The organism is Pseudovibrio sp. SCP20 (assembly GCF_057774105.1).
Map to the genome: position 1 here is coordinate 193,228 of NZ_JBYMDH010000001.1, position 16,327 is coordinate 209,554.

Sequence of the window (16,327 nt, forward strand, 5' to 3'; positions counted from 1 at the left end):
TTCGGTCGGACTGTTTGTGGAGAAGGTGAGCGAACACCATGAGTGCTCAAGAAGAAAACCAACAGCTACTTCACCTCGTGTTTGGTGGCGAATTAGAAGATATCAGCAATGTTCGCTTTAAAGATCTTAAGGATCTGGACATTGTAGGAATCTACCCGAACTACGCTGAAGCACACGCAGCGTGGAAAGCAAAGGCGCAAAGCACTGTAGATAACGCCCTGATGCGTTACTTCATTGTACACATGCACCGTCTGCTTGATCCGGGCGCAGAAACCAAGTAAGTACTGCGCCTCCCGGGAATTCCGCCCGAAACCAAATGGGCCTGTGAAATGTTGAAAAAACTCGGCAAACACCCGCTTGTGATGAAGCTGGTGGGCTATGCCATGGCGTATTATCTGCTCTTCGTGCGCAAGAGCAGTAAGTTCACTCTCGATCCTCCGAACTTCTACGAGGATCACGAGGACACTGTTCCATACGTTGTGTCCATGTGGCACGGTCAGCATTTCATGATGCCCTTTGCGCGCCCAAAAGACTGGGATGTGCGGGTGATGATTTCCCGAAGTGCTGATGGCGAAATGCAGGCGATTTGCGCATCAAAACTGGGGCTCGGTCTCATCCGGGCCGCTGGTGCGCAACGCGCCAGCCAGATCAGTAAACGTGGCGGCATGCGCGGCTTTATCGAAGCTCTGCGTGCGCTGAAAGAAGGTGGCAACGTCGCTATGACGGCGGACGTGCCAAAAGGTCCTTCTCGTAAAGCAGGTAAGGGCATCGTCCAGCTGGCCAAACATTCTGGTCGGCCACTCCTGCCAGTTGCAATCGCGACAAGCCGTCATTATGACCTTGATACTTGGGATAAGGCTTCCATCAATTTGCCGTTCAGCCATATTGCGCTATGCTTTGGCGAGCCTATTCAGGTTCCGGCTGATGCAAGCGATGAACAGCTTGAGGAAATTCGTCAGCTTCTGGAAACCAGAATGAACGAGACGACTGACAAAGCTTACGCAATCGCCAAATCAGGCAAAAAATAATTACTGGCAGAACTGGGGCCCATGAGTTCAGTGATCTTCAGAGTCTATCAAGGTCTCGGTCGTCTGGCCGCGCCTCTGCTCGTTGGCTTGTACAAGCTGCGCGCCCGACAGGGCAAAGAAGATCAGAACCGCAAAGGTGAACGCTTCGGCGTTGCCTCAAAGGATCGTCCAGCTGGAAACCTTATCTGGATCCACGCGGCCAGCGTTGGCGAAGCCAATGCCGTTTTGCCACTGGCCAAGCAAGTGGTTGATGGCGGGTCGCATGTCCTGCTCACAACTGCAACGCTGACATCTGCGCAAGTGGTAGAGGCATCGGCCCCAGAAGGCGTGATCCACCAGTTCGTCCCCTATGATACCCGCGGCAACATCAAACGGTTCCTAAACCACTGGGCACCGTGCCTGGCCATCACTGTTGAATCTGAGATCTGGCCTGCGACCTTCCATGAGTTGGAAAAGCGCCAAATTCCGCTGATCATCGTCAACGGACGCATGTCAGAGGGGTCCTTTGCCAATTGGAACCGTGTTCCATCCTTCGCGCACTCCGTTTTTGGCACTGTAGATTGTGTGCTCGCGCAGTCTGATGATGACGGCGCCCGCTTTAAACAGCTTGGTGCCATCCGAGTAAAGGCGACAGGCAACATCAAGTTTGATGGCAACATTCCGGAATGTGACCCGGTCGAACTCGCTGACTTCAAAGATCAGCTCGAAGGTCGTCCAAGATGGCTCGCAGCCAGTACACACCCAGAGGAAGAAGCGGAAATTGGTAAGGCTCATCTGGAGCTGAAGCAGAAGTTTGATCGCCTGCTCACAATCATTGTTCCTCGCCATCCGGTCCGGGCCAAAGAAATCCGGGATGAGCTGGAGCAAATGGGCCTCGTGTGCACACAGCGCTCAAGAGGTGAGGCTATCACCAACGCAACAGACATCTATATCGCGGATACGCTTGGTGAGTTGGGTCTGTTCTACCGCGTAGCTCCAATTGTCTTCATGGGCGGCTCTTTCGCTCCAATCGGTGGACACAATCTACTTGAACCAGCTCAAATCGGCTGTGCGATCCTCTCTGGTGTTCACACTCAGAATTTTGCTTGGATCTATCGCCACTTCTCTAAAGAAGAGGGCGTGCTTCTGGTGCACAATGCAAGCGAGTTGGCCGCACAGGTCGAAGATTTGCTTCATAAGCCTGAAGAGGTTCAGCAGCGTGCTGAAAAGGCGAAAGCTCTGGTAGAATCCGGACGCGGTGCGCTCGCTGCAACACAGCTTGAGCTGCAACAGTATCTTCCGGTGAAACCAACAGAAATAGGGGAGGCTTAAGCTATGAACGCTCCCGATTTCTGGTGGACGTCAAATGGAACGTGGCAAGCAAAACTCTTGAGCCCACTAGGTGCGCTCTATGGCTTCTTGGCAGCACGCCGCTTCAGGTACAATCCGCGTTACAAAGCCAAGCAGCCAGTGATCTGCATCGGCAACTTTACAGCTGGCGGAACGGGCAAAACACCTTTTGCTCTGGCGTTGAATGCACTGCTGCGAGAAGCGGGCCATACTCCAGGTTTTCTCCTGCGTGGTTACGGCGGCACCAACAAAGGCCCGCTGCTAGTTGAGGCTTCCAATTATGCAGCTGCTGAAGTTGGAGACGAAGCCCTCTTGTTAGCTCGTCGTGGTCCAACGGTAATCTCAGCAGATCGCGCTGCGGGTGCGAAGCTTCTGGAACAGCAAGACATCTCCGTCATCATCATGGATGATGGCTTTCAGAACCCGTCCCTGCACAAAGACTTCTCCATCGTGCTGCTGGATGCCAAAACCGGTATCGGTAATGCCAGATGTATTCCAGCTGGCCCGCTCAGAATGCCATTTAAGAAGCAACTGGGACGCGTCAGCCTGTTGATGGTTGTGGGTGAGGGGGATAAGAGCAAGCTGCAACAGGAAGCCGCCCAGCAAGCCGGTATCGACCTGATGCGCGCTGCTATCCGTCCCGTCTCTGCGGATGCACTGGAAGGGGAGCGGGTACTGGCTTTTGCAGGTATTGGCCGGCCTGAGAAACTCTTTGCCAGCTTGAAGGAAGCGGGAGCTGAGGTCGTTGAGACCATGTCCTTCCCGGACCATCACTACTTTACAAAGGAAGACGCGCGCCTGATTTTGCGCGTGGCAGAAGCACAGGATCTGCTGCCGATCACCACAACCAAGGACTATGTGCGTTTGGATGGCCGCGAAGAGCAATCCATTGCGCGGCTTGCAAATGTTGCAAGCGTTTTGGAAGTGGAGATGAAGATTGAAGATCCAGACGCCCTGCTCGAGCGCCTGAAACCAGTGCTTGGATCAACGAAGGTTTAAGCCTTCAGATCATTGCTTTCATAAGCCTGCAGGGCAGCATCTGCATCCACATAGGCTTCTTGACGGGAAACACTCCAGTACTTGAGCTCTTCAAGCATGATCGTTTTGCCAGTGATCGCACACTTCACAAAGTTACCCGGTGCTTTCACCTGATAATCACCATCCATGTAGCGGATACGTGCTTCTGTTGGAATGCGCGGTTGTTCAAAACGGTTCATTATTTCTGCATCCGGAATTGTTTCATTTCTCTCTTCTTACCGCTCAAATTCTAAAAAGGCTACCGCGTATCTCCGAAAAATAGAGACGCAGTTTTTTGGTCAAATATGCCTTTTGAAACGGCAAAGCGGTAAGTCAGGATATCTTAAGCAATGAATTCTGGCAGCAATTAAGCTGCTGCCAGTTTTTCCCTGCGAATTTTTTCGATGGTCCGCCAGCACACATACTGCGCAAGAAAGGCAAAGACCACGCCACCAATGGCTTGTCCCGCCAACACACCGTTTGCCTGATAGAAGTAGGCACCAGCAATGGTGAATGGAATGGTGCCCAGTGTTGCTCTGCCCCAGTTGAACAGCATGGAGTAGATTGGGAAACCGAGGTTGTTAAAGACTGCATTGGTCACAAACAGCGCTGCGTTGAACAGGAAGCCAGCAGCAGCAAAAGTGCAGAAGAAGAACACCAGCGAAGCACTGTCACCCTCCGCATTGAAGAACTCAACCAGAGGCTCTTGCAGCATGAATAACAGTGCCCAGGCAGCCAGCGTGTAGACCACGATCAGCAGAAGAGAATCCTTCACGATCTTACTCAGGCGATCAAACTTCAAGGCTCCAAAGTTCTGCCCAATGATCGGACCAACAGCACCGGAAAGGGCAAACAGCGCACCAAAGGCCACAGGGATGATGCGGCCAACAATTGCAAAACCTGCAACGGCGCCATCACCAAACTGAGCCATCTCAGCAATGATCCAGGCGTTGCCAGCTGGCGTTGCGATGTTCGTCAGCATGGCAGGTGTCGCCACCTTAAACAGGTCAACCGTATCACTCACAGCCTCTGAAATTTCCGGACGGCCGATCATGTTGTGTTTCACAATCAGGATGTAAAAACCAACCCCAACCATCACTGCGCGGGAGATGACGGAGGCAACAGCTGCGCCTGTGATGCCCATATCAAATCCGAAGATCAGGATAGGGTCGAGAACTGCCGTAACAAACCCGCTGGAAAGCGTCACAAACATCGCACCGCGTGCATCGCCAACAGATCTCAGCAGAGCTGAAAGCACCATGGCCCCAACAAGCAATGGCATGGAGGGAACAACGATGTAAAGGAAGTGCAGCGTGTATTCGAGGGTGCGTCCACTCGCGCCAAGCAACATCGCCAGATCATCCAGAAACGCCAGACTACCGGCCACAACAGCCAGCGAGATCAGCGTGGAGATGATCAACGACATACTAACGAGCCGGTTCGCGCTTCTGGCATCCCCTTGTCCAATACGGCGGGCAACAGAAGCACTGGCGGCGATGGAAAGCCCGATGCCGATAGCGGAGTTGAAGAACATCACTGTACCGGCGTAACCGATAGCCGCGGCCAGCTCTTCAATACCCAGCTGTGCGATGTAAAAAAGATTAGCGAAATCAACGAGGAAAATAGCAATCAATCCGACGGAGCCGGTAGATGTCATTACCAGCACATGGCGCATGGTCGAGCCATAGGTAAACTTCGCATCCCGTGCGCCGGATCTAGTTGGTCTGGACATAAAAACTCACTTTTCGCGATGCTGATAGCAATCGCAGGAGAGGGCCTCAATGACCCTGCAATCATGTATTTTGCCGCTGGAACAATGAACCAGCATCTTTTTCAGTTCACTTTGCAGGCTTTGCAGACGAACAATTTTGTCTTCAACCTCAGCAAGGTGAGCCCGTGCGATCTCGTCTGCGCCCTCGCAGTCATCTTCTGGATGTTCCTTGAGCAGCATAAGGCTCTCGATCATCTCAAGAGAGAAACCAAGATCACGTCCATGACGAATGAAAGACAGTCGGTTCAGGTGGTCTTCGCCGTATCGACGCTGGCCGCCCTCTGTCCGCGGAGGCTCCGGCAGCAGCTTCTTCTGCTCGTAAAACCGGATTGTCTGGACTTTAACGCCAGCCTTCTTCGCCAGATCACCGATTGAATATTCACCAGCCATATCGAACCATAGGGATTAATGTGGACCTCGTGGGAATGCAGTGCCACAGATCACGAAATGTAGAAAAGAGGATGCAATGCACCCTCGCTCTAAATGTGCTTCAAATCAATAGAGGTCAAGAGTAGTGCGCTGATATCTTGACTAAATTAATCAGGTTTTTCTGATTTGCCTTCGTCACGTGGAGTGCGTTGATGCAGCATATCAGAACCGGCCAGATCACCACCAGCCAGCTGCATTGTCAGCCGCTCATCGTCCCGTTTGCGAACATCATCCTCAACCTCATCAATTCGGTCCGCTGGCAAACCAAGGTACTCAAGTGCCTTACGGCCAAAGGTGAGGCTGGACTCGAATGTCTCGCGGATCTGGTAGTCAACGCCAAGGCGGGTGAGATCCAAAGCATGCGCCCGATCCGTTGCACGGCAATACAAGGCTGCATTCGGAAACGCGGATCTGATCTGCAAAATGGCCTGCTTCATCACGCGGTCATTCTCAATACACAGTGCAATCAAGGTCGCGTTCTCGCCTCCAGCAGCCTTCAAAACATCAGGCCGCGTTGCATCACCATAATAGACCTTGTAGCCATACTGACGCGCGTAGTTGATACGGTCCGGCTTATTATCGAGAGCCGTCACAGAAATGCCTTCAGAAGTGAGCATCTGCGCAACCATCATACCGAAGCGACCAAAGCCAACGATCAGAACGCTCGGGCAAGCATCTTCAAAAGTCTCGATCTTGTTGGTAGTGTCGCCATGCTTCTTCATGCGTTCAGCGACGAAGTCCAGGCCAACAGCGCCAAGCGGTGTCAGCAGCATGGTCAGGATCACAACGGCACTTAAGATATTCGCTGTTTCTTCCGGCAAAATGGCCGCAGCGGTCGCCGTTGAGAACAACACAAAGGCGAACTCTCCACCTTGAGGCAGGGTAACGGCTACACGAAGTGCGTCAGAGTTGGAAGATCCAAACAGGCGGGAGAGCCCCCAGAGTAACACACCCTTGGTGATCATAAGCAGGACCACGGCAGAAACGATGCGCTGCCAATTGGCGACAATCAGATCCAGCTCGAGCGCCATGCCCACCGTCATGAAGAACAAGCCCATCAGCATGGATCGGAACGGCTCAATATCGGCTTCCAGCGTGTGTCGATAACTGGACTCTGCCAGCATCACGCCGGAAAGGAACGCACCGAGAGCCATGGACAATCCCACAAGGCTCATCAGGCCCGCACTGCCTAGTGCAACCAGCAAAGCGGCTGCAATCATCAACTCACGGGCACCAGATGCGGTCAGAAGCTGGAAAAGGGGAGAGAGCAAGAAGCGTCCGGCAAAGATCACGAAACCAACAGCGGCAATAACCGTAATCACCTGCATCGCAATGGAAGCTTCTTCTACGTCCGCTTCGGCAGGGGCCAGAATGCCGACCATAGCGAGCAAAGGCACAATGGCCATATCCTGAAGCAGCAAAATACCAAAAGCCCTTTGACCATACTTGGTGCTTAGATGCCCACGCTCCTGCAACATCTGCAAGGCGAACGCGGTAGAAGACAAGGCAAGGCCAAGACCGGCAATGAGAGCCACCTGCCAGGAAAGGCCAAACATCAAAGCACCCAATGTCAGCACAAGGCCGGAAATCAGCACCTGCGCTGTGCCGAGGCCAAAGATGTCTCGCCGCATAGTCCATAATCGGGCGGGCTCAAGCTCAAGCCCGATCACAAACAACAGCAGCACCACCCCAAGCTCCGCAAAACCCAGTATTCGCTCAGGCTCATTGAAGAAGCTGATGCCATAAGGGCCAATCGCCATGCCGGCTGCAAGGAAGCCCACAACCGCGCCAAGTCCAAGCCGTTTGGTAATTGGAACGGCGATGACGGCTGCGGAGAGAACCACAATGGTTTCAATAAAAAACGGAGGGACGTGAGCTTCTGCCATTGGCACCCTAAAAACAAAAATTCAAATACTGAAACAGACTTTGCTGATTTCTGTCGATTCTGAGGGAAATACCTTAATTGTATCTAAGGGAAAATGTAGTTTTCCGTATAAAGCTAGTCTGATGATGGCTTATGTGTTGAAGTTTTTTCAGAATTGTCCGCCTGCTCCTTCTCAGCCTGTTTTTCAGCCTCTGCCAACCGCCGTGCTGGCTCGTTCAGGGCCGTGGATTCGGACTTTGGTTTGATCAGTGGTTTCACTGGCACTTCTGGCAGTTTGAATTGCTTGTAACCAGAGTAAAGCCCACCAACCTGTTGCAAGGCCAGCAGCTCCGCATCACGGCGGCGAACATCAGCAAGAATTTCGTGAGTGTGATCCTCGTCTTCTCCAAGCTCCTCCAGAATCTCACGACCAAACTCCAGAGCTGACTCCAGCGTTTCACGCAGCTGATAATCCGCCCCGGCCGTGACCAGTTGAATGGCATGGCGCCGGTCATGAGCGCGTGCAAATATCTTGGCGAGCGGAAACTGAGTTTTGGTCATGCGCACAATCTGACTGGTCGTCTCTGCACGTTCCGTACACACCGCAATCACACTGGCATTTTCCGCCCCTGCTGCCCGCAGAACATTCAGTCGCCGACCATCTCCATAGTAGATCCGATAGCCAAAGCGCGAAGCCTCCCGAATGTGCTGGGCATCCATATCCAGAACAGTCACAGTTGAGCCCTGTGCAATCAGCATCTGGCTGGCAAGCTGTCCAAAACGTCCAAATCCAATCACCAGCACATTGGTACGCCCGCCTTCTGTATTGGGAACATCCGGCTTCACCGGCTCCGGCCTGAGCTTCACCCCAAACCACTGCGTCAGCTTCACACTGAGCAACGTGAAGGCCATGGTGAAGGAGATAATCGCGGAGAGCAGGCTGCTTTGATGCGGGTTCAGCAGGTCAACGGCAACGGACGCGGAGAAGATAACAAAACCAAATTCCCCCGCTTGCGCCAGCAACCCGCCAATCTGCAAACTGTTCTCTGACGTATGACCGGATATGCGGGTCACGGTGAAGATGCTCAGACACTTCAAAACCATCAACCCGAAGCTGCAAGCCAGCACCATCACCCAGTTTTGGAAGACAAAGTTCATATCAATGGACATGCCCACCGTGATGAAAAAGAAGCCCAGCAACAAACCACGAAACGGTTCAAGATCCGCCTCCAGCTCATGGCGGAAGGAGCTTTCTGCCAACATCACCCCGGCTATAAAAGCCCCAAGCGCACTGGAAAGACCTACAGCTTTCATCAGCGCTGCGGCTCCCAGCACAGTCAGCAGTGCAGAGGCCGTCATCATCTCTCTGGCACCAATGCGGGCAAACAGGCGAAACAACGGTGTCAGCAGATATCGCCCAACAGCAACCAGCAAAAGCACGGTGGACGCCATAATCAATGCCGTCTCCCAACCGGGCCGTTGTCCCGTATCAATCGGAACCGGCGCCACGATCGCCATCAGTGCGAGTATGGGAACGATCATCATGTCCTGAAACAACAGGATCGCGATGGACGTCTGCCCCATGGGTGTGGTCCGGTCCCCACTGCCTTGCAGAATTCGCAAGGAAAGGGCGGTTGAGGAGAGGGCGAGGGAAAGCCCGATTATGAGTGACTTCTGCCAGGTTAGCCCAGCAAAATAGATCGCCAGACCAATCAGAAGAGCAGAAAAGCCAACTTGTGCTGACCCAGAGCCAAAGATCTCTCGCCGTAATGACCACAGCCTACCGGGATTAAGTTCCAACCCAATCAGAAACAGCAGCATCACCACGCCGAGCTCACCGATAGGGCGAAGTTCATCCGGTGTGCTGAAAGGGCTGCCAAGATACTGCCCAATCCCCCAGGGGCCAAGAATAACGCCGGCAATCAAGTAGCCCACAATCGTCCCAACCCGGATCAGCTTGGCAAACGGCACCACCAGAATCGCCATGCTCAAAAACAGCATGATGTCTGCGACAAAATCCAGTTGGTGGAGTGAGATCATGAAAGAGGGCGGCTCATTATTATTTTTGCAGGAAAAGCTACAGACCCATCGTAAATTCGGCTTCAACACAATGCAGACAAGCTAAGGCAAATCTTCAGGACCCTTAACGAACTGCAATTTCCGGTGTTCAGGTTGTATTGAAAAAAGATGCAATTTAGCCCTTGAACCTACAGTGACTAGAGCCTTTACAGTCGATTCATTCTCGATTGGAGGCGCAAATGCTGGATAAACCGAACATTCAATTAGATGTCCTGCTCAAGGAAACCCCACTGCTAAACTTCCGGGCGCCAACCATCCGCAAGCTTGTAGATCAGCGCAAATGGAAGGATTTGTCACCCTTTGACCGGGCAGGCGCTGTCTATGATTTTGTCCGCAACGAAATCATGTTCGGCTACAACAAGGCCGACAATATCCCCGCCAGTCAGGTGCTTGCCGATGGTATCGGTCAATGCAACACCAAGGGCACACTGCTCATGGCCCTGATGCGTGCTGTTGGTATCCCTTGCCGCCTGCATGGCTTTACCATTCATAAAGAGCTGCAGCGTGGTGTGGTGCCAGAACTGGTCTACAAAATCGCACCAGAGAACATCCTGCATTCCTGGGTGGAGATCTGGCTGGGAGACCGCTGGATCAATCTGGAAGGCTTTATTCTGGATGAGGCCTTTCTGACAGCGCTGCAAAAAGAGTTTGCCCCAAACCGCCAATCCCTGTGTGGTTACGGTGTCGGCACCAACTGTCTCAGTACGCCTCAGGTCGATTGGCAGGGACAAGACACCTACATTCAGAAAACCGGCATCAACAATGACTTCGGAACCTACGACAGTCCCGATGACTTCTATGTAGAGCATATGCAGGCGTTTTCACCGGTGATGAAAGTGCTTTATGAAAACGGCATTCGCCATGTGATGAACTGGAAAACCAACCGCATCCGTGCCGGTAGAGTGCCTGCTATCCCATTGCGAAACTAAAGAAAACCAAAAAGAAAAGGGGCATTGCTGCCCCTTTAAAATTCTTGCGCTGGTCTGAAACCAATCAGGTCGCTGTGCCACCAATAGTCATCTCATTGATGCGCATGGTTGGCTGGCCCACGCCCACCGGCACACCCTGACCAGCCTTGCCGCAAGTACCGATACCCGGATCAAGCTTCAGGTCATTACCAATCATGGAAACGCGTGTCAGGGCATCAGGACCGTTTCCGATCAACATCGCACCTTTCACAGGAGCTCCGATCTTACCGTTCTGAACGCGATAGGCTTCTGTGCAGGAGAACACGAACTTGCCGGAAGTGATATCAACCTGACCACCACCAAAGGAAACGGCATAGATACCGTCCTCAAGGCTCTCAATGATCTCTTTTGGGTCTTTATCACCAGCTTCCATAATGGTGTTGGTCATGCGTGGAAGTGGCTGATGTGAGAAGGACTCACGGCGGCCATTACCAGTTGGCTCAACACCCATCAAACGCGCGTTCTGGCGATCCTGCATGTACCCAACAAGAATACCATCCTCGATCAGAGTCGTACGGCCAGTTGGTGTGCCTTCATCATCAACAGAAAGAGAACCGCGACGCTTGGCAATGGTGCCATCATCAACGATCGTCACACCTTTTGCGGCCACTTGCTGTCCCATCAGGCCAGCAAAGGCAGAGGTCTTCTTGCGGTTGAAGTCACCCTCAAGACCATGGCCAACCGCTTCATGCAGCAGAATGCCCGGCCAGCCGTTGCCAAGCACAACATCAAACGTACCTGCCGGAGCCGGGATCGCTTCCAGATTGACCAGAGCCTGACGCAGGGCTTCATCAACCGCATGCTGCCAGCTGGTTTCAGCAACAAACTCACCAAACCCTTCGCGGCCACCAGAGCCATAGGATCCAGATTCCTGCTTGTCGCCATCACCAGCCACAATGGAAACGTTGAGGCGAACCAGTGGGCGTACATCGCGAATGCGGTGCCCATCAGCGCGCAAAATATCAACGGTCTTCCAGCTGCCAGCCAAAGAAACAGTTACCTGCTGAACGCGCGGGTCTTTCGCACGCGCATAGGCATCAATCTCCTGCAGCAGCTGAACCTTCTCAGCAAAAGTCGGACTGCCAATCGGATTTTCATCCGTGTAAAGCTTCTGGTTGGTGCGGGTCGGTGGCGCTGCATACGTGCCGGAATGTCCGCTTTGCACGGACGCCACAGCATCAGCCGCACGTTTCAACGCTGCTTCGGAAATGTCGTCGGAATGGGCATAGCCAGAGGCTTCACCAACAACAGCGCGCAGGCCAAAGCCCTGACCGGTGCTGAAGCTGGAAGATTTCAGGCGTCCGTTATCGAACACCAGGCCTTCGTTCTGGCTGTACTCCAGATAAAGTTCCCCATCATCGGCGCCTTTCAGCGCTGCCGCAGTGATCTGGCGCGCTGTCTCCTCGTCCAGTCCTGAGGTCTGGAGAAGATCAATCGGTTTATCGCTCATGGGTAAAACTCCGAAATAAATGGATTTGCTCTGTTGTGGCGAACAATCCGTGCACTTTCAAGGCTTACTCGTCAATAAAGGGGGAGGGAAGCCCATCGCTCCCAAGTATTTGAGGGTCAGTGCAAGAAGGCAAGCACCAAACCGGCACAAACCAGAACCGCACCGGAAACCCGATCAAGCCTGAACTTAGCCGATGGTGCGGACATCCAGTTGCGCCAATACCCGCCAAGAATAGCAATCAACCCATCAATCAAAACCGCCATCACCAGATAGGTCGCGCCCATAAGAGCAAGCTGCGGATCTGGAGGGGAGGCCTTGTCGATAAACTGCGGAAAGAAAGCCGCCATGAACAGCAGGGACTTCGGATTGGAGAGGCCAACCAGAAAGCCGATTTTCAAGTGCTTACGCCCATGGCTCTCTATTTTGTCATGCCGCCCGGCACGCAGCCAGCTGGAGATCCCAAGAAAGATCAGGTAGGCAGCACCCCCCAACTGAATGATCTCAAACGCATCAGGATACGTACGCACCACCCAGGAAAGACCCAGAATAACGGCAAGAATCTGTACTGCTTGAGCGATGGTCATGCCAGCCATGACAATCAACCCGGTTGCTGTGCCTTCTCGTGTCGATTTCGCCAGTATCATCATTATGTTAGGGCCGGGAATGGCAAGCAGTATGAAGGTTGCAGCAATAAACCCAAGATAAAGGCTGATAGTCATCATCTGGATCCAATACCCAACGTGATGTTCCTGAAGGCAGCTGGCGCAGAGCAAACTGCTGCACGGAGATGCTACCAACATGCATAAGTTCCGCAATCAAACCCTTGGGATTTCTGCAAGAGTTTTAAGCAAGCTCTCTGTTTCATCTGAAAACCAGCAGGCCCATCAGAAAAACACCCGCCGTCAAAAGCACACCGCTGTTAAACCGCTTCAGAATGTCTTCAATCCGCGGCGACCGGATCAGGCGCTCCACCAGCCCACCACCAAGAACGAGCGGCAAGTCCAGACAAGTGGCGATGAGCAGGAAAGTGGTACCAAGAAGAACAAACTGGCCATCAACGGGATGAGTATGATTGAGGAAATGAGGAAACAGAGCTGCGAGGAAGATGAGGGTTTTGGGATTGGCAATGCTGATGGTGAAACCGGTGAGAAAGTCTGAACCTTGTCCGCTGGGCTCCTGGATTTTTCCATCCGCAGCCCGCCACCTGCGGATGCCCAGATAAATCAGATAGGCTGCCCCCAAAACGGTCACAACTTCAAACACATAAGGATAGCTCACAATCAGCCAGGAAAGCCCGAAGGAGACCAGTATCACCTGAATGGCTTCAGCGGCTTTTACGCCAATGAGGGTAAAGAGCCCAGCAAAAGTACCACCTGATGCGGATCTGGAAAGGATCAGCATTTTGCTGGCGTCAGGCACGGACATAATCATTAATGTCGTGACAACAAACGCGATATAGACATGCATCGCTATGGGCACGGCTCACCTGCAAGGGGCTGTTTTTCTATTCTGACGGGCCGATGTAGCCGCAATCAATCAGAATGTGCCTTCATAAAAAACTGCCTATCGAATATAGGGTGCAAAAACCCTTTGCCCGGCCCGCACCTTTTTAGGAAAACTAAGAGGGCTCTCGGTTCGATGGCGTTCTATTTCAATGCAATAAGATAATGTAATGACGACACCTCAATACTTTAAAGCGCAGGCAAGGAACAACGCTTGGGCCAACTACCGGCTCCTCACCAGCTGTCAAAACCTGTCAAAAGAAGAGCTGACCGCAGAGCGAACCAGCTTCTTCCCCTCCATTTTGATGAGCTTGAACCACATCCTCACCGTCGACTGGTTCTATATCAGTGCTCTGGAAGGAAAGCCACTCGGCATCCGTGCTTTTGATCCTGAGTATCCATTCGACGAACTCGCACCGCTTTTCGAGGCACAAAGAAAGAGCGATACCAAGCTGATCGATCTTGTTGACGCTCTGGAGCCATCTGATCTTTCGCGAATGCTCGTGCTGCGAGAAGATAAACCGTTGAGTGAACAAGCGGACCGGATTCTACTGCATCTCTTCCAACATCAGATCCACCACCGCGGGCAAGTGCATGCCATGCTGAGCGGAACCTCTGTCAAACCTCCGCAGCTGGATGAGTTCTTCCTGGGCAATGAGATGGAACAGGCAGTCCGAAAAGACGATTTTGCAGCTCTGGGCTTTACCGAGACTGATATCTGGCCGATGCCTGAAAAGCAGAAGGGCTAAGAAATGGGATCAATGCGGCCCTGAAAAGACAAAAGCCGAAGCGATCAACATCACATCGGCTTTCAGCTTACTTTTAAAAAGGGGCGAGGGCTTATGGAAGAGCCGCAATCGCTTCTTTCAAACCAGTCAGGGAAATCGGAATACCGATGCCTTCTTCTGGTGTTTCAAAGATAATGAAGGTCGCAGTCTGGCCATTGGTCAGCTTGTCGATCAGGTCTTTTTCCAGCATCGCTTCAGAAACACAGCCGCTTGGAGCTGGCAGGCAGCGGATGAAAGGCATACGGCCAACATCTTTGCCATCAACATTCAGGCCAAGCTGCATTGGCAGCAGAACACCCAGTGGAGCGAGAATGCGCAAAACGGTTGCTTGCTGGTCAGCCGTCTTAAGAATGATCGCTGTCAGGCCCACGGTATCGCGCGCAGAATCTGTAACGCTTTGAATAAGAGCACACTGCTCGACGTTGGATCCCGGAGAAGTGGCGCAACGCTGCTGCCAATCACCAAACTCGCCCTTCAGTTCGCCGAGTGCCTGTTGCGCATAGCCTGCACCGGAAAACCCGACGGTGCCCGCCATTGTCATCGCAACTGTTAAAGTCAGCGTGCGTAAAAACTGCTTCAAAAAACCTTCCTCCAGTTCACTGGCTACGCAGTGCCTGTCTCCTCAACCAGCCGGCGAGGGGTGCTTCCCTAAAATATTGGAATACCGCTCCTGATGTCAAAGCGCAAACTGGCATTATTCGCTGTCCACTTAACTGACGGGGAAGGAGGGTTCCGACTCACTTTGTTCACGCCGAGGTAACGATCCTTTTTGCCGATAAAGTGACGATTTGGTGTGTGAAATTAGACGCGTGGATAGAAATGATCGATTTTCTTTATAGGGGAAAGTAACTAGGTGAAAACACTGGAGCGGGCTCAAAATCCCATTGCATCTGCGGATTTCTTATGTTTTTTGTCACCCACATTGATCAAAGTCAAATGATACTGCGACTTATAGTCGCTATAACCTAAGGGGAATCGCGTAGAAACCCTTATTGGGTTAATATGTCGCAGGGATTCACGCAGGTGTGAGGACTGGTCGGACGGGCCAAAGTGGGCACCCCACGTGCGTGAACAAGAAGAGGATTGCCGTTTCGGCGGCATTAAGAGGGACAGGGAGCGCAAGACGTGATGAAGCTCTTGAAGCATCACCTGGCGGCCGTTGCTGCGATTGTAGCAATTGGACTGACGGGTTTTATGGCAGGTGCGGCCAGTGCTGCACAGCCAACGCCGTGGCAGCTGGGTATGCAGCCTGCGGCGACAACAGTGATGGAAGACATTCGCTGGTTTAACGATTTTACCCTTATCATTATGGCCGGCGTGACAGTATTTGTAGCAATTCTGCTGCTTGTTGTGATGATCCGGTTCCGCAAGAAGGCGAACCCAACGCCATCTCGCACTTCACACAACACCATGATCGAGGTTGTCTGGACCGTTGTTCCAATCCTCATTCTGGTGATGATCTCAGTTCCGTCTTTCCGTTTGCTCTTCAAGCAGCTTGATATCCCTGAATACGAAATGACCATCAAGGCTACTGGCTACCAGTGGTACTGGGGTTATGAATATGCCGACGAAGGCATGGAAGACGTATCTTTCGATGCGTTGATGATTCAGGATGACGAGCGCGCTGGCATCATGGCTGAAAAAGGCCTGACAGACGCAGAACTTCCTCGCCTCCTTGCAACGGACTACAACATCGTTGTTCCAGTCGACACCACCGTGCGTGTTCAGGTGACAGCAGCTGACGTGATCCACTCATTCGCTGTTCCTGCATTTGGCATCAAGATCGACGCCGTTCCATACCGCCTCAACGAAACCTGGTTCCGTGCTGATAACACCGGCATGTTCTACGGCCAGTGTTCTGAGCTTTGCGGTAAGGACCATGCGTTCATGCCAATCGCCGTTCAGGTCGTGACCAAAGAGCAGTACCAGGCCTGGGCCGAAGCTGCGAAGTCCGACATCGACGAAGCGAACACACTTCTCGCAAAATTGATTGCTGATGAGAAGAAGGTTGCTGCCACCGCAGCCACTGACGTGAAGGTTGCGTCCCGTTAATCGGGACCACTGATTTAGCCGAGTATGCGCGCGTCAAGGGCTGCTGCGCA

16 protein-coding genes are annotated in these 16,327 nt (G+C 52.7%); 7 read left to right on the forward strand and 9 right to left on the reverse strand.

The window, feature by feature from the left end:
* Positions 1-38: 38 nt before the first annotated feature.
* The 4 genes from AC3CB2_RS00865 to lpxK are packed head-to-tail and all read left to right on the forward strand — an operon-like array spanning position 39 to position 3,356.
* Positions 39-281, forward strand: coding sequence for a DUF4170 domain-containing protein (locus AC3CB2_RS00865; protein ID WP_008550012.1), 243 nt, complete (start codon positions 39-41; stop codon positions 279-281).
* A 48-nt stretch (positions 282-329) separates the two neighbouring features.
* Positions 330-1,028: a lysophospholipid acyltransferase family protein gene (locus AC3CB2_RS00870; RefSeq protein WP_352931492.1), complete on the forward strand. Its 699-nt coding sequence runs from the start codon at positions 330-332 to the stop codon at positions 1,026-1,028.
* Between the two features lie 21 nt (positions 1,029-1,049).
* A complete protein-coding gene (locus AC3CB2_RS00875; protein ID WP_352931490.1) occupies positions 1,050-2,339 on the forward strand; it encodes a 3-deoxy-D-manno-octulosonic acid transferase in 1,290 nt (429 codons plus the stop codon).
* Positions 2,340-2,342: 3 nt separating this feature from the next.
* A complete protein-coding gene (lpxK, locus tag AC3CB2_RS00880) occupies positions 2,343-3,356 on the forward strand; it encodes a tetraacyldisaccharide 4'-kinase (protein ID WP_352931488.1) in 1,014 nt (337 codons plus the stop codon).
* Here lpxK and AC3CB2_RS00885 read toward each other — a convergent pair.
* From AC3CB2_RS00885 to AC3CB2_RS00905, 5 genes are all read right to left on the reverse strand, one after another.
* Complete coding sequence (locus tag AC3CB2_RS00885) at positions 3,353-3,574, reverse strand: DUF2093 domain-containing protein (RefSeq protein WP_014284299.1); 222 nt, start codon at positions 3,572-3,574, stop codon at positions 3,353-3,355. The genes lpxK and AC3CB2_RS00885 overlap by 4 nt on opposite strands.
* Positions 3,575-3,741: 167 nt before the next feature.
* Positions 3,742-5,106 (reverse strand): MATE family efflux transporter, encoded by a 1,365-nt coding sequence (locus AC3CB2_RS00890; protein WP_041768116.1) that lies wholly within the window; start codon positions 5,104-5,106, stop codon positions 3,742-3,744.
* A gap of 6 nt (positions 5,107-5,112) precedes the next feature.
* Positions 5,113-5,535, reverse strand: a complete 423-nt coding sequence (locus tag AC3CB2_RS00895; RefSeq protein ID WP_075700323.1) for a MerR family transcriptional regulator — start codon at positions 5,533-5,535, stop codon at positions 5,113-5,115.
* Positions 5,536-5,681: 146 nt separating this feature from the next.
* The gene (locus tag AC3CB2_RS00900; RefSeq protein ID WP_008549816.1) at positions 5,682-7,460 is read right to left on the reverse strand and encodes a monovalent cation:proton antiporter-2 (CPA2) family protein; all 1,779 of its coding nucleotides are present in this window, start codon (positions 7,458-7,460) and stop codon (positions 5,682-5,684) included.
* Between the two features lie 113 nt (positions 7,461-7,573).
* Positions 7,574-9,478: a monovalent cation:proton antiporter-2 (CPA2) family protein gene (locus AC3CB2_RS00905; RefSeq protein WP_352931486.1), complete on the reverse strand. Its 1,905-nt coding sequence runs from the start codon at positions 9,476-9,478 to the stop codon at positions 7,574-7,576.
* A gap of 218 nt (positions 9,479-9,696) precedes the next feature.
* On the opposite strand from AC3CB2_RS00905, the gene AC3CB2_RS00910 reads away from it, so the two are divergent.
* On the forward strand, positions 9,697-10,446 hold the full coding sequence (locus AC3CB2_RS00910; RefSeq protein ID WP_352931484.1) for a transglutaminase-like domain-containing protein: 750 nt from the start codon (positions 9,697-9,699) through the stop codon (positions 10,444-10,446).
* 64 nt (positions 10,447-10,510) lie between these two features.
* Here the strand turns inward: AC3CB2_RS00910 and tldD are convergent, their stop codons facing one another.
* The 3 genes from tldD to AC3CB2_RS00925 form a co-directional block, all read right to left on the reverse strand.
* On the reverse strand, positions 10,511-11,935 hold the full coding sequence (tldD, locus tag AC3CB2_RS00915; RefSeq protein WP_008550088.1) for a metalloprotease TldD: 1,425 nt from the start codon (positions 11,933-11,935) through the stop codon (positions 10,511-10,513).
* Positions 11,936-12,051: 116 nt separating this feature from the next.
* Positions 12,052-12,735 (reverse strand): LysE family translocator, encoded by a 684-nt coding sequence (locus AC3CB2_RS00920; protein ID WP_352931482.1) that lies wholly within the window; start codon positions 12,733-12,735, stop codon positions 12,052-12,054.
* Between the two features lie 61 nt (positions 12,736-12,796).
* Positions 12,797-13,360 (reverse strand): LysE family translocator, encoded by a 564-nt coding sequence (locus AC3CB2_RS00925; protein ID WP_488393229.1) that lies wholly within the window; start codon positions 13,358-13,360, stop codon positions 12,797-12,799.
* Positions 13,361-13,607: 247 nt separating this feature from the next.
* Here AC3CB2_RS00925 and AC3CB2_RS00930 point away from each other — a divergent pair, with 247 nt between their 5' ends.
* The gene (locus AC3CB2_RS00930) at positions 13,608-14,186 is read left to right on the forward strand and encodes a DinB family protein (RefSeq protein ID WP_352931480.1); all 579 of its coding nucleotides are present in this window, start codon (positions 13,608-13,610) and stop codon (positions 14,184-14,186) included.
* Between the two features lie 91 nt (positions 14,187-14,277).
* Here AC3CB2_RS00930 and AC3CB2_RS00935 read toward each other — a convergent pair whose 3' ends face one another.
* Positions 14,278-14,760, reverse strand: a complete 483-nt coding sequence (locus AC3CB2_RS00935; protein ID WP_050773929.1) for an invasion associated locus B family protein — start codon at positions 14,758-14,760, stop codon at positions 14,278-14,280.
* Between the two features lie 593 nt (positions 14,761-15,353).
* Between AC3CB2_RS00935 and coxB the strand changes: the two genes are divergently transcribed.
* Positions 15,354-16,277 (forward strand): cytochrome c oxidase subunit II, encoded by a 924-nt coding sequence (coxB, locus tag AC3CB2_RS00940; RefSeq protein ID WP_008549512.1) that lies wholly within the window; start codon positions 15,354-15,356, stop codon positions 16,275-16,277.
* Positions 16,278-16,327: the final 50 nt, after the last annotated feature.